Annotated in this window: 29 protein-coding genes; 20 read left to right on the top strand and 9 right to left on the bottom strand. The window is 73.2% G+C overall.

All coding sequences use genetic code 11. The annotated features are described in order from the left end of the window. The first annotated feature begins 182 nt into the window (after positions 1–182). Complete coding sequence (locus G011_RS0126055) at positions 183–1766, top strand: beta-N-acetylhexosaminidase (protein WP_019611035.1); 1584 nt, start codon at positions 183–185, stop codon at positions 1764–1766. Positions 1767–1789: 23 nt separating this feature from the next. Here the strand turns inward: G011_RS0126055 and G011_RS0126050 are convergent, their stop codons facing one another. Continuing rightward, a complete protein-coding gene (locus G011_RS0126050) occupies positions 1790–2575 on the bottom strand; it encodes a DeoR/GlpR family DNA-binding transcription regulator (protein ID WP_026338673.1) in 786 nt (261 codons plus the stop codon). Positions 2576–2852: 277 nt separating this feature from the next. On the opposite strand from G011_RS0126050, the gene G011_RS0126045 reads away from it, so the two are divergent. From G011_RS0126045 to G011_RS31395, 14 genes are all read left to right on the top strand, one after another. Further along, positions 2853–3740, top strand: coding sequence for an SIS domain-containing protein (locus G011_RS0126045; protein WP_019611033.1), 888 nt, complete (start codon positions 2853–2855; stop codon positions 3738–3740). Next, positions 3737–4645, top strand: coding sequence for an ROK family protein (locus G011_RS0126040; protein WP_019611032.1), 909 nt, complete (start codon positions 3737–3739; stop codon positions 4643–4645). The genes G011_RS0126045 and G011_RS0126040 overlap by 4 nt, the downstream gene beginning before the upstream one ends. 121 nt (positions 4646–4766) lie before the next feature. Beyond that, a complete protein-coding gene (locus G011_RS0126035; RefSeq protein ID WP_019611031.1) occupies positions 4767–5672 on the top strand; it encodes a 1-phosphofructokinase family hexose kinase in 906 nt (301 codons plus the stop codon). Next, positions 5669–6505: a class II fructose-bisphosphate aldolase gene (locus G011_RS0126030; RefSeq protein ID WP_019611030.1), complete on the top strand. Its 837-nt coding sequence runs from the start codon at positions 5669–5671 to the stop codon at positions 6503–6505. Before G011_RS0126035 ends, G011_RS0126030 begins: the two co-directional genes overlap by 4 nt. 343 nt (positions 6506–6848) lie before the next feature. Continuing rightward, positions 6849–7151: a gas vesicle protein gene (locus G011_RS0126025; RefSeq protein ID WP_019611029.1), complete on the top strand. Its 303-nt coding sequence runs from the start codon at positions 6849–6851 to the stop codon at positions 7149–7151. Between the two features lie 80 nt (positions 7152–7231). Continuing rightward, positions 7232–7636, top strand: coding sequence for a gas vesicle structural protein GvpA (locus tag G011_RS0126020; RefSeq protein WP_358170770.1), 405 nt, complete (start codon positions 7232–7234; stop codon positions 7634–7636). Beyond that, complete coding sequence (locus G011_RS0126015) at positions 7633–8364, top strand: GvpL/GvpF family gas vesicle protein (protein ID WP_019611028.1); 732 nt, start codon at positions 7633–7635, stop codon at positions 8362–8364. The genes G011_RS0126020 and G011_RS0126015 overlap by 4 nt, the downstream gene beginning before the upstream one ends. Before the next feature lie 37 nt (positions 8365–8401). After that, positions 8402–8650 (top strand): gas vesicle protein GvpG, encoded by a 249-nt coding sequence (locus G011_RS0126010; protein ID WP_019611027.1) that lies wholly within the window; start codon positions 8402–8404, stop codon positions 8648–8650. A gap of 21 nt (positions 8651–8671) precedes the next feature. Further along, positions 8672–9316: a hypothetical protein gene (locus tag G011_RS0126005; protein WP_019611026.1), complete on the top strand. Its 645-nt coding sequence runs from the start codon at positions 8672–8674 to the stop codon at positions 9314–9316. Then, a complete protein-coding gene (locus tag G011_RS0126000) occupies positions 9300–10562 on the top strand; it encodes an SRPBCC family protein (RefSeq protein WP_019611025.1) in 1263 nt (420 codons plus the stop codon). The genes G011_RS0126005 and G011_RS0126000 overlap by 17 nt, the downstream gene beginning before the upstream one ends. A 101-nt stretch (positions 10563–10663) precedes the next feature. Further along, positions 10664–11107 (top strand): gas vesicle protein, encoded by a 444-nt coding sequence (locus G011_RS0125995; protein WP_019611024.1) that lies wholly within the window; start codon positions 10664–10666, stop codon positions 11105–11107. Then, positions 11094–11888, top strand: coding sequence for a GvpL/GvpF family gas vesicle protein (locus tag G011_RS0125990; RefSeq protein ID WP_019611023.1), 795 nt, complete (start codon positions 11094–11096; stop codon positions 11886–11888). The genes G011_RS0125995 and G011_RS0125990 overlap by 14 nt, the downstream gene beginning before the upstream one ends. After that, positions 11885–12199 carry a gas vesicle protein gene (locus G011_RS0125985; RefSeq protein ID WP_013153378.1) on the top strand — a complete coding sequence of 105 codons (315 nt, stop codon included), beginning with the start codon at positions 11885–11887 and terminating at the stop codon, positions 12197–12199. Before G011_RS0125990 ends, G011_RS0125985 begins: the two co-directional genes overlap by 4 nt. Before the next feature lie 34 nt (positions 12200–12233). Beyond that, positions 12234–12707, top strand: a complete 474-nt coding sequence (locus G011_RS31395; RefSeq protein WP_026338672.1) for a gas vesicle protein K — start codon at positions 12234–12236, stop codon at positions 12705–12707. Between the two features lie 122 nt (positions 12708–12829). Here G011_RS31395 and G011_RS0125975 read toward each other — a convergent pair whose 3' ends face one another. From G011_RS0125975 to G011_RS0125965, 3 genes are read right to left on the bottom strand one after another with little or no spacing between them, the layout of a single operon-like run. After that, a complete protein-coding gene (locus tag G011_RS0125975) occupies positions 12830–13732 on the bottom strand; it encodes a carbohydrate ABC transporter permease (RefSeq protein WP_019611021.1) in 903 nt (300 codons plus the stop codon). After that, positions 13729–14751 carry a carbohydrate ABC transporter permease gene (locus G011_RS0125970; protein ID WP_019611020.1) on the bottom strand — a complete coding sequence of 341 codons (1023 nt, stop codon included), beginning with the start codon at positions 14749–14751 and terminating at the stop codon, positions 13729–13731. The genes G011_RS0125975 and G011_RS0125970 overlap by 4 nt, the downstream gene beginning before the upstream one ends. After that, positions 14748–16022: an ABC transporter substrate-binding protein gene (locus tag G011_RS0125965; protein WP_019611019.1), complete on the bottom strand. Its 1275-nt coding sequence runs from the start codon at positions 16020–16022 to the stop codon at positions 14748–14750. Before G011_RS0125965 ends, G011_RS0125970 begins: the two co-directional genes overlap by 4 nt. Before the next feature lie 148 nt (positions 16023–16170). On the opposite strand from G011_RS0125965, the gene G011_RS0125960 reads away from it, so the two are divergent. After that, positions 16171–17220 (top strand): LacI family DNA-binding transcriptional regulator, encoded by a 1050-nt coding sequence (locus tag G011_RS0125960; RefSeq protein ID WP_036553120.1) that lies wholly within the window; start codon positions 16171–16173, stop codon positions 17218–17220. Between the two features lie 24 nt (positions 17221–17244). Here the strand turns inward: G011_RS0125960 and G011_RS0125955 are convergent, their stop codons facing one another. Beyond that, a complete protein-coding gene (locus G011_RS0125955; protein ID WP_019611017.1) occupies positions 17245–17985 on the bottom strand; it encodes a class I SAM-dependent methyltransferase in 741 nt (246 codons plus the stop codon). A gap of 322 nt (positions 17986–18307) precedes the next feature. Here G011_RS0125955 and G011_RS0125950 point away from each other — a divergent pair, with 322 nt between their 5' ends. Next, complete coding sequence (locus G011_RS0125950; protein ID WP_026338671.1) at positions 18308–18619, top strand: hypothetical protein; 312 nt, start codon at positions 18308–18310, stop codon at positions 18617–18619. A gap of 67 nt (positions 18620–18686) precedes the next feature. Here the strand turns inward: G011_RS0125950 and rpsR are convergent, their stop codons facing one another. Further along, entirely contained in the window at positions 18687–18944 is a 258-nt protein-coding gene (gene rpsR / locus G011_RS0125945) for a 30S ribosomal protein S18 (RefSeq protein WP_026338670.1), read from the bottom strand. A gap of 304 nt (positions 18945–19248) precedes the next feature. On the opposite strand from rpsR, the gene G011_RS0125940 reads away from it, so the two are divergent. The 3 genes from G011_RS0125940 (at position 19249) to G011_RS0125930 (ending at position 21721) form a co-directional block, all read left to right on the top strand. Then, on the top strand, positions 19249–20061 hold the full coding sequence (locus tag G011_RS0125940; protein ID WP_019611014.1) for an alpha/beta fold hydrolase: 813 nt from the start codon (positions 19249–19251) through the stop codon (positions 20059–20061). Positions 20062–20321: 260 nt separating this feature from the next. After that, positions 20322–20855 carry a hypothetical protein gene (locus G011_RS0125935; RefSeq protein ID WP_019611013.1) on the top strand — a complete coding sequence of 178 codons (534 nt, stop codon included), beginning with the start codon at positions 20322–20324 and terminating at the stop codon, positions 20853–20855. Positions 20856–20977: 122 nt separating this feature from the next. After that, complete coding sequence (locus G011_RS0125930; RefSeq protein WP_369757422.1) at positions 20978–21721, top strand: TetR/AcrR family transcriptional regulator; 744 nt, start codon at positions 20978–20980, stop codon at positions 21719–21721. Positions 21722–21797: 76 nt separating this feature from the next. Here G011_RS0125930 and G011_RS0125925 read toward each other — a convergent pair whose 3' ends face one another. The 3 genes from G011_RS0125925 to G011_RS0125915 form a co-directional block, all read right to left on the bottom strand. Then, on the bottom strand, positions 21798–22919 hold the full coding sequence (locus tag G011_RS0125925; protein WP_019611011.1) for a Gfo/Idh/MocA family protein: 1122 nt from the start codon (positions 22917–22919) through the stop codon (positions 21798–21800). Continuing rightward, a complete protein-coding gene (locus tag G011_RS0125920; RefSeq protein ID WP_231391595.1) occupies positions 22916–23653 on the bottom strand; it encodes a sugar phosphate isomerase/epimerase in 738 nt (245 codons plus the stop codon). Before G011_RS0125920 ends, G011_RS0125925 begins: the two co-directional genes overlap by 4 nt. Positions 23654–23974: 321 nt before the next feature. Continuing rightward, positions 23975–24781 (bottom strand): DeoR/GlpR family DNA-binding transcription regulator, encoded by an 807-nt coding sequence (locus G011_RS0125915; protein WP_019611009.1) that lies wholly within the window; start codon positions 24779–24781, stop codon positions 23975–23977. Positions 24782–24845 lie beyond the last annotated feature (64 nt).

The raw sequence follows: 24845 nt of genomic DNA, 5'->3' as shown, positions 1-24845 counted from the left end.
TGGTGTCAAGCTTTAAGTCCTACTTCTGTTCACTAGTAATCATCATGTGCTCATGTAATGATCGTTGGGTGTGACCGGCCCGAGCCCGGACCCGGCCGGGCGCCGCGCCCGTCCGCCGGAGCAGGCAAGCGGCCGCCGCGACGGACCCGGCCGCCGCCGGGCGACCAGAAGGGGGAACGAGCATGCCCGACGACGCGAGCCGACCAGCGATCATCCCGGTGCCGACGCTGACGGAACCGCGCCCGGGCGCCCTCCGGCTGGACCGCGGACTCTCCCTGCGCGTCGAACCGGACGCCGCGCTGGCGGGCGCGCTGTTACGCGAGGTCCTGGCCCCGCTGATCGGACCGGGGGCCGGGGGCGGTCCGGGCGGCGGTCCGGCTCCCGTCACCGTGCGCGTGGATCCCCGACGGGCCCGCGAACACGGCTACACGCTGACCGTGGACACCGACGGCGTCGAGATCGTCGGCGCGGACCCGGTCGGGGCCTTCCACGGCGCGCAGACCCTGCGCCAGCTCCTGCCCGCGCGGCTGTGGTGGGCGGGCGCGTCCGCGCAGGGCGCGGGCATCCCCTGCACGCGGGTGGAGGACCACCCCCGGCTGCGCTGGCGCGGCCTCATGCTGGACGTGGCCCGGCACTTCCTGCCCAAGGACTTCGTCCTGCGCCTGATCGACCTGCTCGCCCTGCACAAGCTCAACGTCCTGCACCTGCACCTGACCGACGACCAGGGCTGGCGGATCGAGGTGCCCGGCTACCCCCGGCTGACGGAGGTCGGCGCGTGGCGGGCGCGCACCGTGGTCGGCAACGACCTCGGAACCAGCCCCGATCCGGTCTACGACCAGACCCCGCACGGCGGCTACTACACCGAGGCCGACCTGCGCGAGATCGTGGCGCACGCCCGCGACCGGTGCGTCGAGGTGGTCCCGGAGATCGACATGCCCGGCCACATGCAGGCGGCCATCGCCGCCTACCCCGAACTCGGCAACACCGGCGCCCCGACGATCGTGCGCGAGCGCTGGGGGGTGGGCACCCGCCTGCTCAACGTGGACGAGACCGCGCTGCGGTTCTGCCGCGACGTCCTGACGCACGTGATGGACGTCTTCCCCGGCCGGTACGTCCACTGCGGCGGGGACGAGGTCCCCAAGGACGAGTGGCGCGACAGCCCCCGCGTGCAGGAGCACATCCGCCGGCTGGGGCTCGCGGACGAGGAGGAGCTCCAGGGCTGGTTCACCGGGTACGTCGCCGCGTTCCTGGCCGAGCACGGCCGCACGCTGGTGGGCTGGGACGAGGTCCTGGACGGGGGAGCGCTCCCCGCCGACGTGACGGTGATGGCCTGGCGCGAGCAGGAGAGGGGCGAGGCCGCGGCCCGGCTCGGCCACGAGACGGTCATGGCGCCCACCAGCCACGTGTACCTCGACTACTACCAGGACGAGGACACCGCGGCCGAGCCCCTCGCCTTCGGCGGCGGATTCGTGCCGCTGTCCACCGTCTTCGACTTCGAACCGGTGCCCGCCGCGCTGGACGGGGAGGCCGCCCGGCGCGTCGTCGGCGCCGAGGCCCAGATGTGGACCGAGTACGTGGCCACCGAGGAGCACACCGAGTACATGCTCTTCCCCCGCCTGTGCGCCTTCGCCGAGGCCGTCTGGCGGCAGCCGGGCGAGCGCGGCCACGACCGCGCCGACTTCCTCGCCCGGCTGCGCGCGCACCTGGAGCGACTGGACGCCCTCGGGGTCGGCTACCGGCCGCTGGACGGAAGGAACGACCCGTGAGGCCCCCGGGCCCGGGCCGCGGTTCAGGCCTGGACGACCTCGACCCCGGCCCTGGTGAAGCCGTCCACGACGTCGGGGTCCGCGTCCTTGTCGGTCACCAGGACGTCGATACCGGCGACCGGCAGGATCCGGGCGAAGGCCCGCTGGCCGATCTTGTGGCTGTCCGCGGCCACGATGACCCGCTCGGCGCGCCGGGCGAGCAGCGTGTTGGCGGCGGCCTCGTCCTCGTCGAAGGCCATGGCGCCGCTGGAGGCGCCCACGGCGTCGGCCCCGATCACGGCCACGTTCAGGGAGAGCGTCTCCAGGACCCGTTCGGCGAGCGGCCCCACCAGCTCGTAGGAGCGGGGGCGCACGACCCCGCCCACGACGACCACCTTGATGTGGGGGCGCACCAGGAGTTCGGTGGCGATGTTGAGCGCGCTGGTCACCACGGTCAGGCCGCGCCCGGGGTCCTCGCCGCGGAAGCTCTCGTGCAGGGCCAGGGCGCGCGCCACCTGGGTGGTCGTGGTGCCGCCGTTGAGGCCGACGACCGAACCCGGGGGGACCAGGTCCGCGATCACTTGGGCGATGCGTTCCTTCTCCTCGGCGTGCCGGGCGGCCTTGTAGCTCAGCGGCAGGTCGTAGGAGACGGAGGAGGCCAGGGCGCCGCCGCGCGTGCGGGTCAGGAGCTGCTGCTGCTCCAGGTGGTCGAGGTCGCGCCGGACGGTGGCCGGGGAGACCCCCAGCTCCTCCACCGCCTCGTCGACGGAGAGGGACCCGCGCTCGGAGAGCAGTTCGAGCACAGCCGTCAAACGCTGGTGGCGGTCCATGACGTCCCCCAAGGACAAACTGTTGATCCAATCTGACTGTTAACCGACTATATCGATCAAAAGCAATCAGACTAACGATGCTTCGTGCGCGTCGTCGCGCACCGCACGCGGAGGACGGGCCGTCGGAGCACTCCTACCCGACCCGGCAGCGGGGCGCACGGCGGGACACACCGCGAACGGGGCCGCGGGCGGGGCGGGGATCCGGCGTCCGGACGAGGGCGCCTGGCCGTTCCCGCAGCGGGCGCGAGGGCCCCGCAGCCAGCAAGGGAGATCATAGATGAACACCCATGTCACCGCGGAGATCGCCAGCCAACCGCAGTGCTGGCGGCGCGTCGCGGACGCGCTGGCGTCCGCGGAACCCGCGCTGCCGCGCCCGGGGGAGCGCACGGCCGTCGTCGGCTGCGGCACGTCCTGGTTCGTCGCGATGTCCTACGCCGCCCTGCGCGAGCGGGCCGGGCAGGGCGGGACCGACGCGTTCCCGGGTTCGGAGGTGCCGCCCGGCCGCTCCTACGACCGCGTCGTGGCCATCAGCCGCTCCGGCACGACGACCGAGGTCACGGATCTGCTCAGGGCGGCCCGGGACGTGCCCACCACCGTGATCACCGCCGTGCCCGGCTCGCCGGTCACCGAACTCGCCGACCTGAGCGTGGTGCTGGACTTCGCCGACGAGAGGTCGGTGGTGCAGACCCGCTACGCCACGACGGCGCTCGCCCTGCTGCGCGCCCACCTGGGCCACGACGTCGAGCGCTTCGCCCGCGACGGCGAGCGGGCCCTGGAGGTCCCGCTCGACCCCCTGGCCCGCGCCGAACAGATCACCTTCCTCGGCCGGGGGTGGACGGTGGGCCTGGCGCACGAGGCGGCGTTGAAGTCGCGTGAGGCGGCGCGGATGTGGACGGAGGCCTACCCGGCGATGGAGTACCGCCACGGCCCCCTCACCATCGCCGAGCCGGGACGGCTCGTGTGGTCCTTCGGCGAGCCGCCCGCGGGCCTGGCCGCCGAGGTCGGGGCCACCGGCGCCGCCTTCCGCGCCAGCGACCTGGATCCCCTGGCCGACCTCGTCGTGGCCCAGCGCCTGGCCGTCGCCCTCGCCGAACGGCGGCGGCTCGACGCGGACCGGCCCCGCAACCTCACCCGTTCGGTCGTCCTCGCGGACGAGCCGACGTGAGCGCCGTCGTCGCCGTCGACGTCGGCGGAACCCTGACCAAGGCGGCCCTCGTGGACGCCGACCACAGGGTGCTCCTCGCCCGCAGGACGCCCACGCCCAGGGGACCCCGCGTCGCCGAGGCCGTGATCGACACCGCCGCCGCCCTCGTCGGGGAGCTGCGCTCCGCGTCCCGGGACGCCCCGGTCGCGGCGGTCGGGGTGGTCGTCCCCGGCATCGTCGACGTCGGGCGCGGGGTGGCGGTGTGGTCGGAGAACCTCCTCTGGCGCGACGTGCCGGTACGCGACCGGCTCGCCGAGCGCTGCGGGCTGCCCGTCGCCCTCGGGCACGACGTGGCCGCCGGAGGCCTGGCCGAACAGCGGCTCGGCGCCGCGCGCGGCCAGGAGGACGCCGTCTTCGTCCCCATCGGCACCGGCCTGTCGGCGGCCCTGCTCCTGGGCGGGCGGGCGCACACCGCGGGCGGCTTCGCGGGCGAGATGGGACACGTGGACGTGGGCCACGGCGGGCCGTGCGCCTGCGGCGCCACCGGGTGCCTGGAGGCGATCGCCTCGGCCGCGGCCATCGCCCGCCGCTACGCCGAGCGCACGGGGCGGCCCACCCGGGGGGCCCGCGAGGTGGCCGACCTCCTCGTGCGGGGCGACCCCGACGCCAGGCGGGTGTGGGACGAGGCCGTGGACGCCCTGGCGCTCGGCCTCTCCTGGATCAGCGCCGTGCTCGCCCCGCGGGTCATCGTGGTCGGCGGCGGTCTGGCCCGGTCCGGCGAATTGCTGCTCGCCCCGCTGCGCCAACGGCTCGAAGCCCGCCTGACCTTCCACCGGCGTCCGGACGTGGTCCCCGCCGCGCTGGGCGACGAGGCCGGGTGCCTGGGCGCGGCGCTGCTGGCCCGGGAACTGCTGGAGCGCCCGTGAACACGACCGGCGACCGTGACCGCGCCCGGACCGCACCCCGGGTCTTCCCCGGCCGCGACCGCACACCCCGGGCCGTTCGAGGCCGCGACCGCCGCACACCTGCGGCCTCCGGGAGGAGCACGTGATCGTCACCGTCACCGCCAACCCCGCCGTCGATACGACCTACGAGGTCGACGCCCTCGTACCGGGCCGCTCCCTGCGGGTCTCGCGCGTGTGGGAGCGCCCGGGCGGCAAGGGCCTCAACGTGTCCCGGGTCCTGCGCGGGCTCGGCGAGTCCACGCTCGCCGTCGCACCCCTCGGCGGACCGACCGGCCGGTGGATCGCCCGCACCCTGACCGGGGACGGGCACCGTTTGCGGGTGGTGCCCATCGACGGCACGACCCGGCGCACCCTGACCGTCGTGGGCACCGACACCACGGTCCTCAACGAACCGGGCCCGCCGCTGAGCGCCCGGGAACGGGCCGCGCTGACGGAGGCGGTGCGCGACGCGCTGACCGGCGCCCGCGCGCTCGTGCTCTCCGGCAGCCTGCCCCCGGGCGCACCGGACGACCTGTACGCGGAACTGGTGCGCGTCGCCGCGCGGGCGCGCGTTCCCGCCGTCGTCGACGCCACCGGCCCGGCGCTGCTGGCCGCGGCGGCGGCCGGGGCCGCGGTGGTCAAACCGAACGCGGACGAGCTGCGCGCCACCACCGGCGGGTGCGGCGCCGACGCCGCCCGCCAGCTGCTGCGGGCCGGGGCCCGCAGCGTGGTCGTCTCCCTCGGGAGCCGGGGCCTGCTGGCCTTCCACGGCGACCGGGGGTGGCGGGCGGGCGCGGTCCCGGGCGTGACCGGCAACCCGACCGGAGCCGGGGACGCGGCGGCCGCCGCGATCGCCCTGGGCACGGCCGCCGACGACCCCTGGCCCCGGACCCTGGCCCGCGCCGCCGCGCTCGGCGCCGCCGCCGTGCTCGCCCCCACCGCGGGAGAGGCCGACCCTCGGGCCTACCGCGCGTTCCTGCCCACCGTGCACGTCGAGGAGTACGCATGACACTCGTTGGGATCACCACGCTGCTGGAGCGGGCCGTCGCCCGACGCGGGGGCGTCGGCGCCTTCAACGTCGTCCTGCTGGAGCACGTCGAGGCGCTGATCGCCGGAGCCGAGCGCGCCGCGGCCCCCGTCGTCCTCCAGATCAGCCAGAACTGCGTGCGCTACCACGGGGCGCTGGCCCCCCTCGCACTGGCCACGCTCGCCGCCGCCCGCGAGGCGGCCGTGCCGACCGCCGTCCACCTCGACCACGCCACCGACGTCCCGCTCGTGCGCGAGGCGGTCGAGCTGGGCATCACCAGCGTCATGTTCGACGCCTCGGCGCTGGACTACGGGGACAACGTCGCGGCCACCCGCGCGGTGGTCGGGTACTGCCACGCCCGCGGCGTCGCGGTGGAGGCCGAACTCGGCGAGGTCGGCGGCAAGGACGGCGTCCACGCCCCGGGCGCGCGCACCCGGCCCGAGGAGGCGGCGGAGTTCGTCCGCGCGACCGGGGTGGACTCGCTGGCCGTCGCGGTCGGTACCTCGCACGCGATGCGCACCCGCGACGCCCGGGTGGACCACGAACTCATCGGCCGCCTGAGCCGGGCGGTCCCCGTGCCGCTGGTGCTGCACGGGTCGTCGGGGGTCGCCGACGCCGACCTGGTCAAGGCGGTGGACAGCGGCATGACCAAGGTCAACATCGCCACGCGGCTCAACGACGCCTTCTCCGGGGCGCTGCGCGCGCGGCTCGACGAACGGCCCGACCTGACCGATCCGCGGGCGTACCTGGCTCCGTGCCGGGACGCGCTGGCGGCCGAGGCGCACACCCTGCTCCGCCTCCTGCGCGCGGGGTGAGGAGCCTTCGGCGTCGCCGCGCGGTTTTCCTTTCCTGTTAAGAAGTTGCGGTCCTGAACATTCCCGCGGGAGTTTTCCGTGCCGCGTTTTCCGGAGCCGGCGCGCCTGGACGCCCTCACGTGACCCCCCGCTCTCCCGCGCCCCGCGGAACACGCGGAGCCCCCGCGTCCCTGAGTTCCCCGGGCGTTCCCGCGTTCCCCTGGTTCCCCGGTCCGCGCGTTCCGCCCGGCCCGTTTTCCCCCGCCTTGACCTCGGGGAGGTTTTGTCCCGGTCTTTCTCGGTAGTGGGTCAAGCCAAGGGCATGGCAAGAGAAATCGGATAATGGCCGACGGCCAGGAGATCCATGAGTCAGGACAGCAAGGACGACGGTTCCCCTCCGGGCGAGGGAGGACGCAAGACGATGATGCAGCGTCTGCGCGAGGCCCAGGAGCAGTTCGAGGAAGTGACCGGGCTGGAGGTCGAGGGCGTCTCCGGGTTCCAACGATCCGGAGACGGCTGGGACCTGACCCTCGAAGTACTCGAACTGCGCCGGGTTCCGGACACGGTGAGCCTGCTGGCCACGTATTCCGTGGAACTCGACGCCGACGGGGAGATCGAGGGATACAAGCGCGGCAAGCGCTACACCCGCGGTCGCTCCGACGGCTGATCCCGGCCGACCCCGGGCGGACGGGGAGCCTGCCCCCCCACAACCTCACCGACGAAAGGAGCATGATTCCGATGACGGTGATGCAGCAGTCATCCGGAGGCGGCCGCAGCTCCGGCAACCTCTACGAGATCCTCGATCTCATCCTCGACAAGGGACTGGTGATCGACGTGTTCGCCAGGGTCTCCCTCGTGGGCATCGAACTCCTCACCGTCGACGTGCGCATCGTGGTCGCCAGCGTCGACACCTACCTGCGCTTCGCCGAGGCGTGCAACCGCCTCGACCTGACCAGCAGCGGCGGGGCCGGACTCCCCGACCTGCTCGACAGCGGCATGGAGAAGGGCGCGCGCAGCAAGTCCAAGGGCGCGCTCTCCGGCGCGGCCGAGGCCATCTCCGAGTCCTTCTCCAAGGGACAGTCCGACGAACAGGAGAAGCAGCCCGCGCGCGCCCGCCGGCGCTCCTCCGCCAAGAAGGAGGGCGAGGAGTGAGCACCTACGTCTACGGGATCGTCCGCGACGACGAGTCCCTCGACGGCGTCAAGCTGTCCGGGGTGGGCCAGGACGCGGCGCCGGTGCGCTTCGTCCGCGCCTACGGCGTGGCCGCCGCGGTCAGCGACGCCCCCGAGGGCCTGCGCGCCAAGCGGCGCGACCTGGAGGCGCACCAGAACGTGCTCCAGGACCTGGCCCAGGCCCGCGGCGTCCTGCCCCTGCGCTTCGGCGCGGTGAGCGAGGACGACGACGCGGTCGCCGCCGAGCTGGCCCGCTTCGCCGACCACTACTCCGTGCTCCTGGACCAGCTCCAGGGCCGGGTGGAGTTCAACGTCAAGGCCAGTCACAACGAGGAGGCCGCCCTGCGCGCCGTGCTGCGCGCCGACGAGGGGCTGCGGGCACGCAACGAGGAGCTCAAGGCGGCCGGAGGCGGCACCCCCGCCGAGCGGATGGCCTTCGGGGAGCAGGTCTCCCAGGCGGTGGAGGAGCTGAGGCGCCGTGACGCCGAGGCCGTCCTGAAGCCCCTGGAAGGACTGGCCGAGCGCGTGTCCGCCTGGCCCGCCGTGGACGGCGGCCTGGCCAACGCCTCCTTCCTCGTGCACCGGGACCGCACCGAGGACTTCCTGCGCGAGGCGGCCCGGGTCCAACAGGAACTGGCCTCCTACATGGAGGTCCGCGTCAACGGACCCCTGCCGCCCTACAGCTTCGTGGCGTCCCCCCAACAGTGACCCCGCCGGGCGGGGACACCGAACAGGAGTCAGGGGTATGGGCCTCCTCAGCATGATCCTCACCGCTCCCGCCGCGCCCATCCGGTTCGTCGACTGGACGGCGCGCCAGGTCCTGGACGCGGCGGAGCGGGAGCTGTACGACCCCTCACGCATCCGACAGCAGCTGGCGGAACTGTCCGAGCGCCTCGACGCCGGAGAGCTGTCCGAGAGCGAGTTCGACCAGATGGAGGACGAACTGCTGGACCAGCTGGAGGAAGCCGAGCGGTACCAACAAGGTCTTCGATAGACGATATTGAGGTGAGATCCCGTGGGGGACACGGCGAAGATCGTGGCCGCCGCAGTGGGCGGCTACGTCCTGGGCCGGAGGAAGAAGTTCAAGCTGGCCCTGGGGCTGGGCCTCTACCTGGGGGCCAAGAAGCTCGACATCAAACCCGGACAGCTCGCCCAGGGGCTGCTCAAGGAGGTCTCCGCGCTCCCGGTGGTGGGTGAGCTCAAGGGCCAGTCCCGCGAGCAGCTGCTCAACGTCGGCAGGACCGCGGCGGGCAACATCGCCGGCAAGTGGGCGGGCGGCCTGGCCGACTCCCTCAACAGCCGCACCGAACGCCTGCGCGAGGGCGCGGCCGGGGCCGCCTCCGGCTCCGGCGAGGACGAGGCCGACGAGGACGGCGCCGCGCGGGACGAGGCCGCCGAGGACGCGGACGAGACCCGGGACGACGGCGACGCCGAGGCCCGGCAGGAGCCGGGAGAGTCCTCCGCCTCCGAGCGCCGGACCGGGCCCAAGGCCGCGAAGGCGTCCCGTGGCGCCGCCTCGGGCACCGCCGCCCGGACCAAGGGAGCCGCCGCGCGGACCAAGGGCACCGCCAAGCGCGCCTCGGCCTCCGCCAAACCCGCCCGGCGCAAGCGCGCCCCGGGCACCGGCGGAAAGGGGGGCGACGATGGCCGCGACGACTGACTCCCAGGGGCCGCTGGCCCGGCTGCGGTCGGCCGCCGACAGGAACGAGGGCACCTCCAAGCTCGCCGACGCCCTCCAGGACTACCTCAGCGCCAAGGCCACCAGCGTGGTGCACGGCGCGGCCCGCAGGCTCGGGGCCACGGTGGAGCGCCTCACCAGTGAGGGCGCCTCGGCCGCCCCCGTCGCGGCCGGGGTCGGCGGCAAGCTCGCCCAGGGCAAGAACCCGGTCAACGCCGTGGTCACCGGCGGGGCCAAGGGCCTCAAGGACAAGGTCGGCCAGGGCCTGGGCACGGGTTCCTCCGGAGGGGGCGGCAAGCCCGGCAAGATGGTCAACATCGTCGAGGACGTCGACGTGGGCGTTCCGGTCCGCGTGGCCTACAACCAGTGGACCCGCTTCCCCGACTTCGGCTCCTTCGCCAAGGGCGTGCAGAGCGCGGAGCGCACCGGGGACACCTCCTCCCACTGGAGGGGCAAGGTCTTCTGGTCCAGTCGCAGCTGGAGCGCCGAGGTCACCGAGCAGGTCCAGGACCAGCGGATCGCCTGGTCGACGGAGGCCGCCAAGGGCACCATGAAGGGCGTCGTGACCTTCCACCCCCTGGGGGAGAACCTCACCCGCGTCCTGCTGGTGGTGGAGTACTACCCCAAGGGCCTCTTCGAGCGCACGGGCAACATCTGGCGGGCCCAGGGCAGACGCCTGCGCCTGGACCTCAAGCACTACCGGCGCCAGGTCATGATGCTGCCCCGGGACGAGGCGGCCGAACTCCGCGGCTGGCGCGGCGAGGTCCGCGAGGGCGAGGTCGTCCTCTCCCACGACGACGCCGTCGCCCTGGAGGAGGCGGACCTCACCGAGGAGCAGTGGGCCGAGCTGGAGGAGCTGGACCCCGACGAGCGGGCCGAACTCGCCGACCTGGACCCCGAGGAGCGGGCGGAGCTCGCCGACCTCGACGACGGGAGCGCGGAGGCCGCGGACGACGAGCCCGAGGACCGGGTCTCCGACGACGAGCCTGACGACGAGCCCGAGGACGGGTTCGAGGAGGAGCCCGAGGACGACGAGCCCGAGGCCGCGGACGACGAGGAGTTCGAGGAAGAGCCCGAGGACGACGAGGGCGAAGAGGAAGAAGAAGAGGAGTTCCTCGATGACGAGGCTGAGGGCCAGGACGCTGATGAGGCGGACGAGCAGGATCTGGAAGCAGAGGAGGACGAGTACCCCGACGAGGAGGATCGGCCCGCCGACGGGCGCTCCTGAGCCGGGGGCCGCCTCCGCGCCGCGGACCGGTGCCGCGACGGCGGTGCGCGCGTGACCCGTGGCCGTGACGGCTCCGCGGGACCGGGAGGGAACTGGTACGCATGAGTGAACCCACGCCCTGGCGGGGCGAGCCGAGGCAGATCCGCTCCTCGGGCGGATCCTCCTCCGCCAACCTCGCCGACGTACTCGAACGCGTTCTCGACAAGGGCGTCGTGATCGCGGGCGACATCAAGATCAACCTGCTGGACATCGAACTCCTCACCGTCAAGCTCCGGCTGCTCGTCGCCTCGGTGGACAAGGCCAAGGAGATGGGCATCGACTGGTGGGAGCACGACCCGGCCCTGTCCTCCCGGGCCTCGCGGCGCGAGGACGACGAGCTGGCCGAGGAGAACAGACGCCTGCGCGAGCGCATCGAGGCCCTGGAGGAGCACCGCACCGCGCAGGTCACCGCGGGCGAGGCGCACCCCCTCGCCGAGGAGGGCTCCGGGACCCCGGCCGCGGAGGGCTCCGGCGCCCGGGAGGAGGGTGAGCATGGAACGGCCTGAGCAGGCGAGCTACGTCTACGCGGTGTGCCGCCCCTTCGGCCTGGCGTCCGCCGACGGCCTGAGGGGCGTGGGTGACCACCCCGTCCACCTCGTCGTCGAGGGCGACCTGGCCGCCGCGGTCAGCACCGTCCCCCTGGACGAGTTCGACGAGCAGGCGCTCCACGCCAAGCTGGAGGACCTGCGCTGGCTGGAGGAGGTGGCCCGGGCCCACCACGGCGTCGTGGACGCGGTGGCCCTGCGGTCCGTGGCCCTGCCGCTGCGGCTGGCCACCGTCTACCGCGGGGACGAACGGGTCCGCCGGGTCCTGCGCGAGAACGCGGAAGCCTTCGCGGCGACCCTGGACGAACTCGTGGACCGGGTCGAGATCGGTGTGAAGGTCTACGCCGAGGCGGGCGCGCGCACCGCCGCGCGGCCCGAGCCGCGGACCCCCGCCGACGAGAGCCCGGGCAAGGCCTACCTGCGCAGGCGCAGGGAGCAGCGCGACCGCCGCGACGACACCTGGCAGCGGGCCTCCGCGCTGTGCGAGCGGGCCGACGAGGTCCTGGGCGCGATGGCCCGGGCGCGCGCCCAGCACCAGACGCAGAACGCCGCGCTGTCCGAGGCCTCCGGCGAGAACGTCATGAACAACGCCTACCTCGTGGACGGGGAGCGGGTGGCGGAGTTCCTCGCGACGGTGGACGAGCTGAACTCCCGCGCGCCGGAGGGGACCAGGATCGAGGCCTCCGGGCCGTGGGCCCCCTACTCCTTCTCCTCCCCCCGAGCGGCGGAGGCGGGCGCATGAGCACGGTGAACGGATCCGGCCCCGCCGGGAACGGCCCGCCCGGCACCGGCGGCTTCCCGGGCCAGGCCCACTCCCTGACCACGATGCTGGACGAGGACCACCCCCTGGCCAACCGGGAGATCTCCCTGGTGGACCTGCTCGACCGGGTCCTGGCCAAGGGGGTGGTCGTCTCGGGGGACCTGACCGTCTCCATCGCCGACGTGGACCTGGTCCGGGTCTCCCTGCACGCCCTGGTGTCGTCGATCAACGAGAACGTGCCCTCGCCCTGGGAGCACGGTCACCCCCTGAGCGGATGGATCCGCCAGGAGTGAGGACCGGCCCCGGAGGGAGGGGGAAGGAAGCGGTATGCCAGAGGTGAACGGGAACCCGCTCCGCGCGGCGCAGGACCCCGAGGGGCCGGCGCCCGTGCGCGTGGCCGACGCCGACACGGTTCCGGGAGGCGGGAACGACATCCTGGGACGGCTCCAGGACGCCCTGGACGAGACGGCGGACCCGGACCGGGCCGGCGAGGGGCCTGCGGACCCCGAACGGCAGCGGCTGCGCCACCGGATCGAGACCGAGCCCGACACGGTCGAGCGCGACCTGATCAAGCTGGTGCTCACCGTGGTGGAGCTGGTGCGCCAGCTCATGGAGCGCCAGGCCCTGCGGCGCGTGGACCAGGGCGACCTCACCGAGGACCAGGAGGAGCGCATCGGCATGACGCTGATGCTGCTGGAGGAGCGCATGACCGAGCTGCGCGAGCGCTACGGGCTCTCCGCCGCCGACCTCAACCTGGACCTGGGCCCGCTGGGGTCCCTGCTGCCCAAGAACGGGGAGTAGGCGAAGGTGCCCCCGGTGCCCACCTCAGGGCGAAGGCCCTGACAGAGGACGGGCACCGGGGGGAGGGGTCGGCGGGGCCCCGCGCGGCCTCGGCCGCCGGGCGGGAGTGGAGTGGCCCGGGGCTACTTTCCACCGACCCCCATCATGCCGCGCACCAGGGAGCGGCGCGCGAAGAGGTACACGAGGAAGAGCGGCAGGGTCGCCAGCACGACCGCGGCCAGCATGCCGGGCACGTCCACGCGGTACTCGCCCTGGAACTCGAACAGGCCCATGGTGATCAGCCGGTTGTCCGCCGACTGGGTGAGGATCAGCGGGAACAGGAACCCGTTCCAGGCCTGGAGCGCGGCGTACACGCCGATGGTGCTCAGCCCCGACCGCGACATCGGCACCACCAGCTGGAGGAAGGTGCGCACCGGGCCCGCGCCGTCCAGGGCCATGGCCTCGTACAGCTCCTCGGAGATGTCGCGCATCGACCCCACCAGGATCAGCACGCACACCGGCAGCGCGAACGCCGCCGTGGGCAGCACGATGGCGGTCAGGGTGTCGTAGAGCCCCAGTTCGATGATGATCAGGTACACCGGGATGATCACCGCCTGGGACGGGATCGCCAGCCCCAGCAGGAACATCCGGAACACCCCCGTGGTCCACCGGGTGCGCGAGCGCACCACGGCGAACCCGGTCATGGAGGCGAGCACCAGCACGATCGCCACCACCGAGACGGTGACGATCGCGGTGTTGAGCACGAAGCCCAGCACCCCGTTCTCGATCGCCTTGACGTAGTTGCCGAGGGTCGGGTCCGCGGGCGGGGTGAGCGGCCCCGCGGAGGTGTAGTTCTCGGAGCGCTGCACCGTGGCCACGAGCAGCGCGTACAGCGGCACCCCCACGACGGCCAGCCACACCAGGGCGCCCAGCCCGGCCAGGACGTTGGGGCGCCGGCGGCCCGGCCGCCGCCGGGGGAGGGCGGGGCGTCGGCCGCTGCTCGGGAGCCGCCGTGCGGCGGGCCTCTCTGCCGTACTGGCGGTCACATGCCCTCCCGGGTGCTGCGCATGTCGCCGAAACCGGTGAAGCGGACCAGGAGCAGGGCGATCAGCGTCGCCGTCACCACCAGGGTGAACGCGACGGCGCTGGCGTAGCCCAGCTCCCAGCTCTGGAAACCGGCCTGGTACATCAGGTACGGGACGATGGTGGTGTTGGTACCGGGCCCGCCCCCGGTCATGATGAGCACGGTGTCGAAGTAGGTCAGCGCGCCCACCACCATCAGCACCGACGACGTGGTGATGGTGTGTCTGAGCTGGGGCAGTGTGATGTACCAGAACGCCCGCAGCCTTCCCGCCCCGTCGATCTCGGCGGCCTGGTACAGCGTCGCCGGGATCTGTCGGGCACCGCCCTGGTAGAGCAGCATGTGCAGCGGGATGAACTGCCAGGCGCTGACGAACACGATCACCAGGAACGCGCTGTCGGAACCGCCCAGCACGTCCACCGACGACAGGCCCAGGCGGGGTCCCAGCCAGGCCAGCGGGCCGAAGTTGGGGTCCAGCAGGGCCCGCCAGACGAGCGCGATCGCCGCCGAGGACAGCAGCAGCGGCAGGAAGAAGACGGCGGAGAGCACCGCGCGGTTGCGCTGCTGGCCGGCGGCCCAGACCCCCAGCAGCAGGCTGATGGGGGTCTGCACGATCCAGGAGAGCGCGGTCAGCAGCACGCTCAGCCACACGGCGTTGTGCATCAGCGGGTCGCCCGCCAGGCGCGACCAGTTCTCCAGGCCGATGAAGCGGGGCGAGCCCAGCCCGCCCCAGGAGGTCAGGGACAGGTAGGCCACCAGCACCATCGGCAGGGCGGCGAAGAGCCCGAAGTACAGCAGGCCGGGCACCGCCCACAGCGGACCGGGCCGCCCCGTACGGGGGGCGGCGCCCCGCGCGGCGGAGCCGCCGCGCGGGAGGCCGGGCCGGGGGCCGGGGGAGGCGGGGCCGCCCGCCCGGGCACCGCCGGCCGCCGGGTCGCCGGTCATGGTGCCACCGGTCGCCTGGCTGTCGGTGCGGCCGGTCACAGGGCCGCCAGCGCGTCGACGAACTGCTCGGGCGTGCTCTCACCGTTGAACAGCGACTCGATCTCGGTGACCATCGGCGTGGCCACCTCCGGCGGCAGCGCCTGGTCCCACGAGAGCTGGAAGTGCGGCGCGTCGCGCACCATCTCGTACTGGAAGGCGGCGAAGTCCGGGCTGGGGCTGTCGGCGACGACCTCCTCGGCGTTGGTGGTGGTGGGCACCTCGCCGTTCTCCACCATGTCGGCGACGTACTCCTCCTGGGACATGTACGTCAGGAACTCCATGGCCTGGTCCGTGTACTCGGTCTCGGTGGAGACCGAGAAGTAGTTGGTCGGGTTGCCGACCACGTTGGCGGGGTCGCCCTCACCGCCCTCGATCGGCGGGAACGCCACGTAGCCCAGGTCGTTCGTCGCGAACTCCTCGTTCTGGTCCAGGATGGTGGAGTACTCCCACGAGCCCATCAGGTGCATGGCGGCCCGGCCCTCGGACAGCAGCGCCGAGGCCGCGCCCTCGGTGTAGCTGACCGAGGCGTAGGAGTTGCCGAACGCGCCCTGGTCCACCAGCTCCTGGACCATCTGGGCGGCCTCCAGCACGGCGGGGTCGCGCCAGCCCTCGGAGTCGCCCTCCACGATGCGCGCGAACACCTCCGGTCCGCCGATGCGGTCCACGAGGTACTGGAGCCACATCTGTTCGGTCCAGGGGTCGGCCCCGGCCAGGGCGAAGGGGGTGACGCCCTCCTCGGTGAAGGTGTCGACCAGGTCCAGGATGTCCTGCCAGGTCTCGGGGGGCTCCGCTCCGGCCTCCTCGAACACCGTCTCGTTGTAGAAGAGGATGACCGGCTGGGTGCCGCGCAGGGGGATGCCGTACTGCACGCCGTCGACCTTGCCCGCCTCCAGGATGGAGGGGATGAAGGAGTCGGCGAACTCGGGGTTCTCGGCGAGCATGTCGTCCAGGGGGACGAGCATGTCCTGCTCGACGTAGGGCTCGATGCTGCCGCCGCCCCAGTTGAAGAACACGTCGGGCTTCTCGCTGGAGCCCATCGCCGTGCGCAGGCGCTCCTCGTAGCTGTCCCCGGGGACCTCGTCGATGACCGCCTCGGTCTCGGAGGCCCCGTTGAACCTCTCGACGGCGCCCTCCTGCACCACGACCAGGGTGTCCTGGTACATCCACACGTGCATGCGGTCGTCTCCGCCGCCGCCACCGGAACAGGCGGTGACGGCGAGCAGGCAGAGCGCCGTTGCTCCGGCGGCGGAGCCCAGGCGGGGGGTTCTCATGGCCACTCCTCTTTCGAAACTATCGGTCAGTATTTCGAAATATTTGCGCCCGAATGTACGCGGCGTCACCGCGAGCGTCAATAGGAGGATGAGAGCTGGATCACCCGGAGCCGCGCGGGGTTGCCATGACCGCGTAGGATCAGGCGTCGTGAGTGCAGACCCGACCCCCGACCCCGCCCGGACCACCCTTTCGGAGCCGGTCACCATCTCGAAAATTGCGGAAGCCGCAGGCGTATCGGTGCCGACGGTCTCGAAGGTGCTGAACGGACGCGCCGACGTGGCCAGCGAGACCCGTGCACGCGTGGAGGAGCTGATCCGCCGCCACGGCTACCGGCGACGCCGGGGCCCGGGCGGAGGCCGTTCCTCCATGGTCGACCTGGTCTTCCACGAACTCGACAGCGCCTGGGCGGTCGAGGTCATCCGGGGCGTGGAGAGCGTGGCGCGCTCGGAGGGCCTCAGTGTCGTGCTGACCGAGTCCGGGGGCGCCCAGACCCCCCGCGACGACTGGGTCGACGCCGTGCTCGCCCGCCAGTCCACCGCCGTGATCCTGGTCTTCTCCGACCTGGCGCCCGAACAGCGCACGCGCCTGACCGCGCGCGGCATCCCCTTCGTCGTGGTGGACCCGGCGGGGGACCCCGGCCCGGACATGCCCTCGGTGGGCTCGGCCAACTGGAACGGCGGCCTGGTCGCCACCCGCCACCTCATCGAGCTCGGCCACCGGCGCATCGGAGTCATCGGCGGGCCCCGGCACGTGCTGTGCAGCAAGGCCCGCATCGACGGCTACGCCTCCGCGCTGGACTCGGCCGGGCTGACGGCCGACCCCGCGCTCGTGCGCTACGGCGACTTCCACGTCGAGAGCGGGCGCGACCGGGGCCGGGAGCTGCTCCGGCTGGACGACCCGCCCACGGCCGTCTTCGCGGGCAACGACCTCCAGGCCATGGGCCTGTACGAGGCCGCCCGTGAGCTGGGCGTGCGCATCCCCGAGGACCTGAGCGTGGTCGGCTACGACGACCTGCCGGTGGCCCGCTGGATGGGGCCGCCGCTGACCACCGTGCGCCAGCCGCTCACCGAGATGGCCGAGGAGGCGACCCGGATGGCGCTCACCCTGGCGCGCGGCGGCACCCCCGCCAACCTGCGCCTGGATCTGGCCACCGACCTGGTGGTCAGACGCAGCAGCGCCCCGCCGCCCGCCTCCTGAGGCGGGCGGTCGGCGGGGCCGCGGTCAGTCCTCCGGGAGGACTCTGTACAGTCCGGCCTCGGCGGGGCCGTGGGGCAGGACCCGTAGGCGGTGGGGTGCGGTCTCGGCGCGTAGCGCGTCCTCGGTGAGGGTCCACCAGGTGTAGCGGACCTCGTCGCGGGCCAGGACCCGGTCCCGCTCGTGGATCTCGTAGGTCATGTGCCACTCGACCCGCTCGGGGCCGCTGGGCTCGGCGGCGGCCCAGCCGACGTAGGAGCGGGCTCCGACGCGGACCTCGCTCATCCGTGCCCGCTCCACCCGTTCGGGCTGCCGCGGGGCGGCGAGGTTGAGCAGGACGAAGGCTCCCGGGGCCAGCCGCGGGGCCAGGTCCTCCCACAGGCGGTCGCGTTCGTGGGGGCTGAAGTGGCCGATGAGGTTGGCCATCACCATGCCGCCGATCCGGTCGGGCAGGTGTGCCGAGAGCAGGTCGTCGCCGTCCACGGTCACCCTCCCGCGCAGGCCGGGGTCGTCGGCGATCCGGGAGAGCAGCACGGTCCGCAGCAGGAGGGAGGGCTCGACGGCCAGGACGCGGGCCGTGGGCAGGGCCGCGGCGATGAGGCGGGTTCCGTGGCCGCCGCCCGCCCCGGCGTCCACGACGGGGCCGGAGTCGTCGGGCAGGGAGGCCAGCGCCTCGGACAGGACCGCCCGGTGGTGCTCCCACCATCCGGCGATCATCAGGTCCAGGTACTGCCCGGAGCGGGCGTAGGGATCGTCGTACTCAGGCATGGCGCGCCTCCTCGCCGTGGTGGGGCGTTCGCGACGCCAGGGAGGAAATGATAATCATTCCCGAACTCTAGCAGTTCCCGTCTCCGGAGCCGGGTGGAAGGGGGATGCCCGCACCCGTCGGTCCTCGGTGCGCGCGGGGGCGGCCCCTGTCGCCGTGGAAATGAAAAGCACAATCATTTCTTCGGGGGTTCGGCGCGAAATTCCGGTGGGAAGCGGATAAATTCTCCGTGCGCCACCCCGGCGGCGCTTGATGCGCGATCGCCGATCGAATAGTCCTGGATGTGTTCCCGTTTTTTTCCGCTGGTTTTTTCGAGGGGGAGAGATGGCCGCACAGCATTCCGTTCACGAGGGGCACGCGCACGAGCACGGTCACGGGTGCGGGCACGTCGCGGTGCCGCACCAGGGCCACGTGGACTACGTCCACGACGGTCACCTGCACCGCGAGCACGAGGGCCACTGGGACGAGTGCTCCGTGCGGGGCCACGCCGTCCACGAGGGGCACGCGCACGAGCACGGTCACGGGTGCGGTCACGTGGCCGTGCCGCACGAGGACCACGTGGACTACGTCCACGACGGTCACCTGCACCGCGAGCACGAGGGCCACTGGGACGAGCACGCTCCCGGCCACTCCTGACCGCGACGGCCCGTCCGCGGGGTCCCGGTCGGGGGCCGGGGTCCCCGCGGACGGGTCCGGCGGGTCCTCAGGGCCTGTGCGCCGGAGTGTTGGACGGGTAGGGCAGCAGGGCCATCTCGCGCGCGTTCTTGACCGCCGCCGCGATCAGCCGCTGCTGGCGCGCGGTCACCCGCGTGACCCTGCGGCTGCGGATCTTCCCCTTCTCGGAGATGAACTTGCGCAGGAGAGCGGTGTCCTTGTAGTCGATGTAGTCCATATCTCCCAGCGGATTGGCGAAACTCCGCGTGGGCTTGCGCTTGCCCGGACGGTGTGCTGAAGAGGGCATGTCCACCTTTCTGAGAACTCCGCGAAGGGGCCGGTGTTCGCATTCCTGTGCTGTGTCCCCAGGGGTCGGCCGCGGCTCGACGCCGCCCCGAGGGTGCACGGGCCGTGCGCGTCCCCTCCGCCGGGCGGAGCGGGGACGGGGGCGCGGGCACGCGTCCTCCTCCCCGCTGCCGCCCATGGCGACTGAAAACGATTATCGTTTCTAAAATCCTACACGCTCGGGAGGGGGAGCGTGCGGCCTCCCGGGCCTCGGAGCCCTCGACCCGGGGCGTGTGCGAGGATGGCCCCGGATTTCGGGAGGGGCGATGACACTGATCACCACGGACGACGGGCTTGGCGTCGAGTACACCGAACACGGTGACTCCCGGGGGCGCCCGGTCGTGCTCCTGGCCGGGTTCAAGGCCCCCGCGACCTCCTGGCGCCACCAGGTCCCCGCGCTCACGGACGCCGGGTACCGGGTGTTCGCCGTGGACCTGCCCGGCCACGGCGCCGCGGGGCCCCTGCCCCCGGGCATGACCATGGACCGGCGCGGCGACTGCGTCCACGCCCTCCTGGAGCGGCTGGACCTGGAGGGCGTCGTGCTCGTCGGCGGCTCCATGGGCGCCAACACCGTCTGGGCGTACACCTCCGGGCACGGCACCGGCCGCCTGGCGGGCGCGGTGTCGGTGGACCAGACGCCGAAGATGCTCAACACCGCGGACTGGCCGTACGGCTTCTACGGCTACGACGAGAGCAACGCCGACACCTACTTCGCCGACGGCATCCCGGCCACCGGGCACGGCACGCCCCTGTGGCGGCGCGGCGTGCGCCTGGTCAGGACGCTGCGCGCGATGCGCGGCACGGACCGCGAGCTCACCCCGGCGGAACTGCAGCTGCTGGGCGACCACGCCCGGCGCGACTGGCGCGACGCGGTCGCCGGGCTGGACGTGTCCGCCCTTTTCGTGGCCGGGGCCGAGAGCGAGCTGTGGCCCGCCGAGCACGCCGCGGCCGCCGCCAAGCCCAACCCGCGCGCCGGTGCGGCCGTGGTGCGCGAGGCCGGGCACGCCGTGAACATGGAGCGGCCGGTCGCCTTCAACGCGGGGCTGCTGCGCTTCCTCGCCCGTGTCGAGGGCTTCTGACCGGGGACGTATCCGCCTCCTCCTGCGCGGGGCGTCGCCGCGTCGGGGGGTGTCGGGTCTCCTCCCGTGCCCGGTTCCGAGCCGCCGAGGGGAACCCTCCCAGCGGTCCCGAGTCCCACCGCGGGGGGCGGAGGCGAGGGCGGATTCCGGCGTGGTGGGATGTCGGTATGGCTCCGCGGTCGAAACCCCCCGAGAACGCGCGTCCGCTGTCGTACACCATCCGTAGCGCGCCGAGGTCCCCGGATCCGGGGCACGCACACGTGGAGACCGCTGCCGAAGCGGTCTCCAGGATCGCCTCCGGCGGCGGGATCCACGCCTTCCTGCTCCTCCTGATGCCCTTCTCGCTCGCGGACGGCGTCACCCCCGGGTTCCTCCTCACCGTGTTCACGGCGGCCTACGCCGTTCTTCTCACGGTCACCACGCTTCCCGGCCTGATCGCCTTCCTCCTGGAGCACAGGCGCGCGTCCCGCAGCAGACACAAATCCGAGCGCAGGTGCGCGTGCGAGCACGGGCGCGCGTCCGACCGCAGGGCTCCGACGCTCCGTGCCACGAAGGCCGCCCCCTCCGCGGTCGCGGCCCTGCTCTACGCCTGCCTCCCCGCGTCCCTGATCATCACCGAGGGCCCCGACCCCGATATCATCGCCGTCTCCCTGGTCGCCGCCCTGTTCGGCTACCTCGTCCACCGGGCCTGCCTGGCGGTCACCTTCTCCTCCGCCGCGGGAGCCGTCCTCCGCGTCGTGGCGCTGATCGCGCCCCTGCTGCTGATCCTGGGCCTGGCTTCCGTCCTCCGGTGAACGGGAGGACCCCGACCGGCCCCCGGGCACGGACGAGCCGCGGCGCCGATGCCGACACACTGGTAGGCGTCCACGAGGGAGAGAGCCGCACCGGTCCCGCCGCGCGTCAGCGGCGGCCGACCGTGCGGGCCGGGTCGAAGGAGGGCGTGGTGAACGGTGGCGCGGGTGGTGCGGATGGTGCAGGTGGCGCGGGTGCTTCCGGCCGGACGTACCGGAAGGCCGAGAAGCGGCGGTCACAGATCCTGTCGCGCGCGATCGAGGTGTTCGCCGAGCACGGAGTGGGCGCTTCGCTACGGGCGATCGGCGAGGCCATCGGGGTGTCCCACGCGGCGCTGCGCTACTACTTCGCCTCCCGCGACGAGCTCCTGGTGGAGGTCTACCGCGAACACGAGGCGACGGGGTGCGAGCCCTCGGACCAGGACACCGTCTCCGCGGTCGCGGTCATGGAGCGCAGCGCGGAGCGCAACCGCTCCATACCCGGCCTGGTCGAGCTGTACGCGACGCTGACGACGGACGCGTTGCAGGAGCAGCGGCACCCCGCCACGCGGGAGTTCGTCCGGGCCCGGTTCCGGGCACTGCGCGCCGACCTCGCCGAGCGCGTCCGCGCCGGTCAGCGCTCCGGCGAGATCGCGGCCGACATCGACCCCGACGACGCGGCGGCCCTGGTGATCGCCGCGTCCGACGGGTTGCAGTTGCAGTGGCTGCTCGACCCGCAGGAGGTGGACGTCTACCGCTCGCTCCAGGTCCTGGAACGGCTGCTGCCCGGCGGGGTGGAAGGCAGCGGGGGAGAGGGCGACGAGGTCGGGGACAGCGGCGCCAGAGCCGACGGGACCGGCGGGGGAGGCCCGTCGGCCCAGTCCCCGTGAACGCGCCCCGGGCGCCGTCGCCCACTCACGGCGACGACGCCCGAGGTCTCCGCGTCAGACGCCCGAGCCCCCTGCGTCAGGCACCCGCCGCCCGCAGCGTCGGGCTGGCCGGGTCCCACCCCTGCGGGAGCGGAGCCACCGGCGCCACGGCGGAGGTGATCTCCACGGGCGTTCCGTCGGCCGCGGCGTCGCGGATGCCCAGCAGCACGTCGAGCACGTGCGAGGCCACGGCCCCCGACGCGCGTTCGGTCCCGCCCGCGCGTAGCGCGCGGACCAGATCGACGACCCCGGCCCCGCGCCCGTACACGGGCCCCTCGGGGGCGATGGTGACCGGCTCCTCCCGGTCGTACCGCCACAGGGTGGTGTCCCCGCCGAACGTGTTGGGGTCGGGCAGGACGATCGTGCCCTCGGTGCCGTTGACCTCCACCATTCCCGCCCTGTGCAGCGCGTGCTGGAACGAGAACGTGGACTGGGCGGAGCGGCCCGGGCCGAACTCCACCAGCGCGGCGTGGTGCGTCGGCACCTGCACCTCGAACACCTGGCCCGCGCGGGGACCGCTCGCGATCGTGCGGGTCGCGCGGCCGGTGGAGGCCACGGCCTGCACCCGGGTCGCGGCGCCGAAGACGTGCACGAGCGCGGTGACGTAGTACGGGCCCATGTCGAACAGGGGCCCCGCCCCGTGGGCGAAGAGGAAGTCCGGGTCCGGGTGCCAGGACTCGGGCCCGGGCACGTGGAACATCGTGGTCGCGGTCAGCGGCTCCCCGATGTCGCCGCGGGCGATCGCGCGCAGCGCGGTCTGCGTCCCCGCCCCCAGCACCGTGTCCGGCGCGCAGGCGACCCGCAGCCCCGCCTCCCCGGCCCTGGCCAGCAGCGCGGCGGCCGCGTCGTGGTCCAGGGCGATGGGCTTCTCGCTCCACACGTGCTTGCCCGCGTCGAGGATCCGGTGCCCGACCTCGGTGTGCACGGCCGGGACGGTCAGGTTGACCACCACCTCGACGTCCTCGCGCGCCAGCAGCTCCGCCACGGTCCCGGACGCCGGGACGCCGTACGCGTCGGCCTGCGCGGCGGCGCGCGCCAGGTCCAGGTCGGCGACGAAGCGGACCTCGACGTCGGGGAACCGGGTCAGGTTCTCCAGGTACTGGGTCGAGATGTTGCCCGCGCCGATGACGCCGACCCCGGCGGCCCCGGTGCGCGTCATCGGTCGTTCTCCCCGAGCCAGGCCAGCGACCGCGCGATGCCGTCGAACACGTCGCCCGCGTAGGCGTCGAACTCGACCACGCGGATCGCCCCCGGCGCGGCCTCCAGGACCGCGCGGACGTCGACCTCGCCCTCACCCGCGGGCCGCTGCCGTGTCACGTCGCCGTCCAGGGTGCCGTCCTTGACGTGGATCAGCCGCACCCGGTCGCCGAAGGCCCGCAGCAGCGCGGCGGCGTCGGCGCCGCCGACCCCCGCCCAGTAGGTGTCCACCTCCAGCACGACCCGCGGCTCCAGGTGCTCCACGAACACCTCCAGCGCGTGCCTGTCGCCGATGCGGGTGCTCAGCTCCCAGGCGTGGTTGTGGTAGCCGAACTCCAGACCCCGCTCGGCGGCCAGTTCCGCCAGCCGGTTCACGCGCTCGGCCAGTTCGGCCACCTGGTCGGCGGTCTGCCACCGTTCGGCCGGGACCAGCGGGTCGATGACCGTCGTGACGCCCAGTTCGGCGGCCGCGTCGAAGATCTCCTCGGGGGCCTGCGCGTCGATCACGGGGGCGTGGCCGGAGGGCGCGGTGACGCCCGTCGCGGCGAACACCCGCCGGTACTCCTCGGTGTCCAGGTGGAACGCGTACGGCTCCACGTGGGCGAAGCCGATCTCGGCCAGGCGTGCCACGGCGCTCTCCAGGCCGTCGGCGAGTTCGTCACGGACCGAGTACAGCTGCACGGATGTTGTCGGCACGGGGGGCTCCTTCGTTCGCTCGGGCATCGCCCTGTCGCTCACATCGCGGCACGCCCCCGAGGGTGCGGGGCGGGGCCGCGCACCCAGATTCTTACATTGGAAGATTTTTGTCCAGGGTTTTTCCGGGCGCACGATCCGGGCGCACGGTCGGGGGTGCGGTCCGGGCACACGAACGGAGCGGGGCGCGGGCGGGCGCGGCCCCGAGCGGAGGAGGACCGGAGGGCACGGCGAGGGGCCGGGCGGCACCCCGGCGGAGCGGGTGCCGCCCGGCCGTGCGCACGGGCGAGCCTGGTGCGCGGGGGATCCCCGGCGGAGCGGGGGTCAGGCGGTAGGGGCCTGCGCCTCCTCGTCGGCCTCCCGCTGGGGCGTGACGACCTCCAGGCCCACGCCCAGCTCCCGGATCGCGCGCACGGAGGACTCGGAGAGGCGGTCGTCGGTGATCACCGAGGCGAAGCTGGTGAGCGCGGCGACCTTGAACGTGCCGAAGGCCCCGTACTTGTCGGCCCCGGCGACCAGCACCGACGTCGAGGCCGCGGCCATGGCCGCGCGCTTGACCGCGACCTTCGCGCGCGAGGGCGTGGTGGTGCCCCGGCTCAGGTCCCACGAACTCGTCGAGACGAAGGCGACGTCGATGTTGAACTCCTCGATGGTGGCGGCCGCGATGTCGCCGACCGAGGAGCGGTTCTCACGGTCGATCTGCCCGCCGATGAGGAACAGGGTCACGTCGGGGTGGTCGGTGAGGGAGGCGGCGGTGGTGATGTCGTTGGTGATGACGGTGAGGCCGGTGACGCTCCACAGGGAGGGCACCAGGTGCCCCAGCGTCGTGCCCGCGTCCAGGTAGACGGTCTGCCCCTCACCGACCAGGGCCGCCGCCGCGCGGGCCATCGCCCGCTTCTCGGCCACGTCCACCCGCGACTTGTCGCGGTAGGAGGGCTCCGAGCGCACCTGCGAGACCAGTTCGACGCCGCCGGGCACCGAGCGGACCCGTCCCTCCTCCTCCAGCGTCATGATGTCGCGGCGCACCGTCATGTGCGAGACGTCGAGGATCTCGCACAGCTCCTTCACGCTCAGCACGCCCGTACCGCGCAACTCCCGCACGAGCAGCTCACGCCGTTGGGCCGGAATCATCGCTCTCCCTCGGTTCCGCTCATGGGCACCATGGTAACGAGTGTTCTCAGATGGTACCAGTCGT

The organism is Nocardiopsis sp. CNS-639 (assembly GCF_000381685.1).
Taxonomy (GTDB): Bacteria; Actinomycetota; Actinomycetes; order Streptosporangiales; family Streptosporangiaceae; genus Nocardiopsis; species Nocardiopsis dassonvillei.
Note: the sequence above shows the minus strand (reverse complement) of the source record. Positions and strands in the feature narration are given on the sequence as shown.

Bases quoted from the DNA above. Each gene is read 5' to 3' on its own strand.
- G011_RS0126055 (WP_019611035.1), top strand. From the start codon at position 183: ATGCCCGACGACGCGAGCCGACCAGCGATCATCCCGGTGCCGACGCTG.
- G011_RS0126050 (WP_026338673.1), bottom strand. From the start codon at position 2,575: ATGGACCGCCACCAGCGTTTGACGGCTGTGCTCGAACTGCTCTCCGAG.
- G011_RS0126045 (WP_019611033.1), top strand. From the start codon at position 2,853: ATGAACACCCATGTCACCGCGGAGATCGCCAGCCAACCGCAGTGCTGG.
- G011_RS0126030 (WP_019611030.1), top strand. From the start codon at position 5,669: ATGACACTCGTTGGGATCACCACGCTGCTGGAGCGGGCCGTCGCCCGA.
- G011_RS0126025 (WP_019611029.1), top strand. From the start codon at position 6,849: ATGAGTCAGGACAGCAAGGACGACGGTTCCCCTCCGGGCGAGGGAGGA.
- G011_RS0126020 (WP_358170770.1), top strand. From the start codon at position 7,232: ATGCAGCAGTCATCCGGAGGCGGCCGCAGCTCCGGCAACCTCTACGAG.
- G011_RS0126010 (WP_019611027.1), top strand. From the start codon at position 8,402: ATGGGCCTCCTCAGCATGATCCTCACCGCTCCCGCCGCGCCCATCCGG.
- G011_RS0126000 (WP_019611025.1), top strand. From the start codon at position 9,300: ATGGCCGCGACGACTGACTCCCAGGGGCCGCTGGCCCGGCTGCGGTCG.
- G011_RS0125995 (WP_019611024.1), top strand. From the start codon at position 10,664: ATGAGTGAACCCACGCCCTGGCGGGGCGAGCCGAGGCAGATCCGCTCC.
- G011_RS0125990 (WP_019611023.1), top strand. From the start codon at position 11,094: ATGGAACGGCCTGAGCAGGCGAGCTACGTCTACGCGGTGTGCCGCCCC.
- G011_RS0125985 (WP_013153378.1), top strand. From the start codon at position 11,885: ATGAGCACGGTGAACGGATCCGGCCCCGCCGGGAACGGCCCGCCCGGC.
- G011_RS31395 (WP_026338672.1), top strand. From the start codon at position 12,234: ATGCCAGAGGTGAACGGGAACCCGCTCCGCGCGGCGCAGGACCCCGAG.
- G011_RS0125965 (WP_019611019.1), bottom strand. From the start codon at position 16,022: ATGAGAACCCCCCGCCTGGGCTCCGCCGCCGGAGCAACGGCGCTCTGC.
- G011_RS0125955 (WP_019611017.1), bottom strand. From the start codon at position 17,985: ATGCCTGAGTACGACGATCCCTACGCCCGCTCCGGGCAGTACCTGGAC.
- G011_RS0125950 (WP_026338671.1), top strand. From the start codon at position 18,308: ATGGCCGCACAGCATTCCGTTCACGAGGGGCACGCGCACGAGCACGGT.
- rpsR (WP_026338670.1), bottom strand. From the start codon at position 18,944: ATGCCCTCTTCAGCACACCGTCCGGGCAAGCGCAAGCCCACGCGGAGT.
- G011_RS0125940 (WP_019611014.1), top strand. From the start codon at position 19,249: ATGACACTGATCACCACGGACGACGGGCTTGGCGTCGAGTACACCGAA.
- G011_RS0125925 (WP_019611011.1), bottom strand. From the start codon at position 22,919: ATGACGCGCACCGGGGCCGCCGGGGTCGGCGTCATCGGCGCGGGCAAC.
- G011_RS0125915 (WP_019611009.1), bottom strand. From the start codon at position 24,781: ATGATTCCGGCCCAACGGCGTGAGCTGCTCGTGCGGGAGTTGCGCGGT.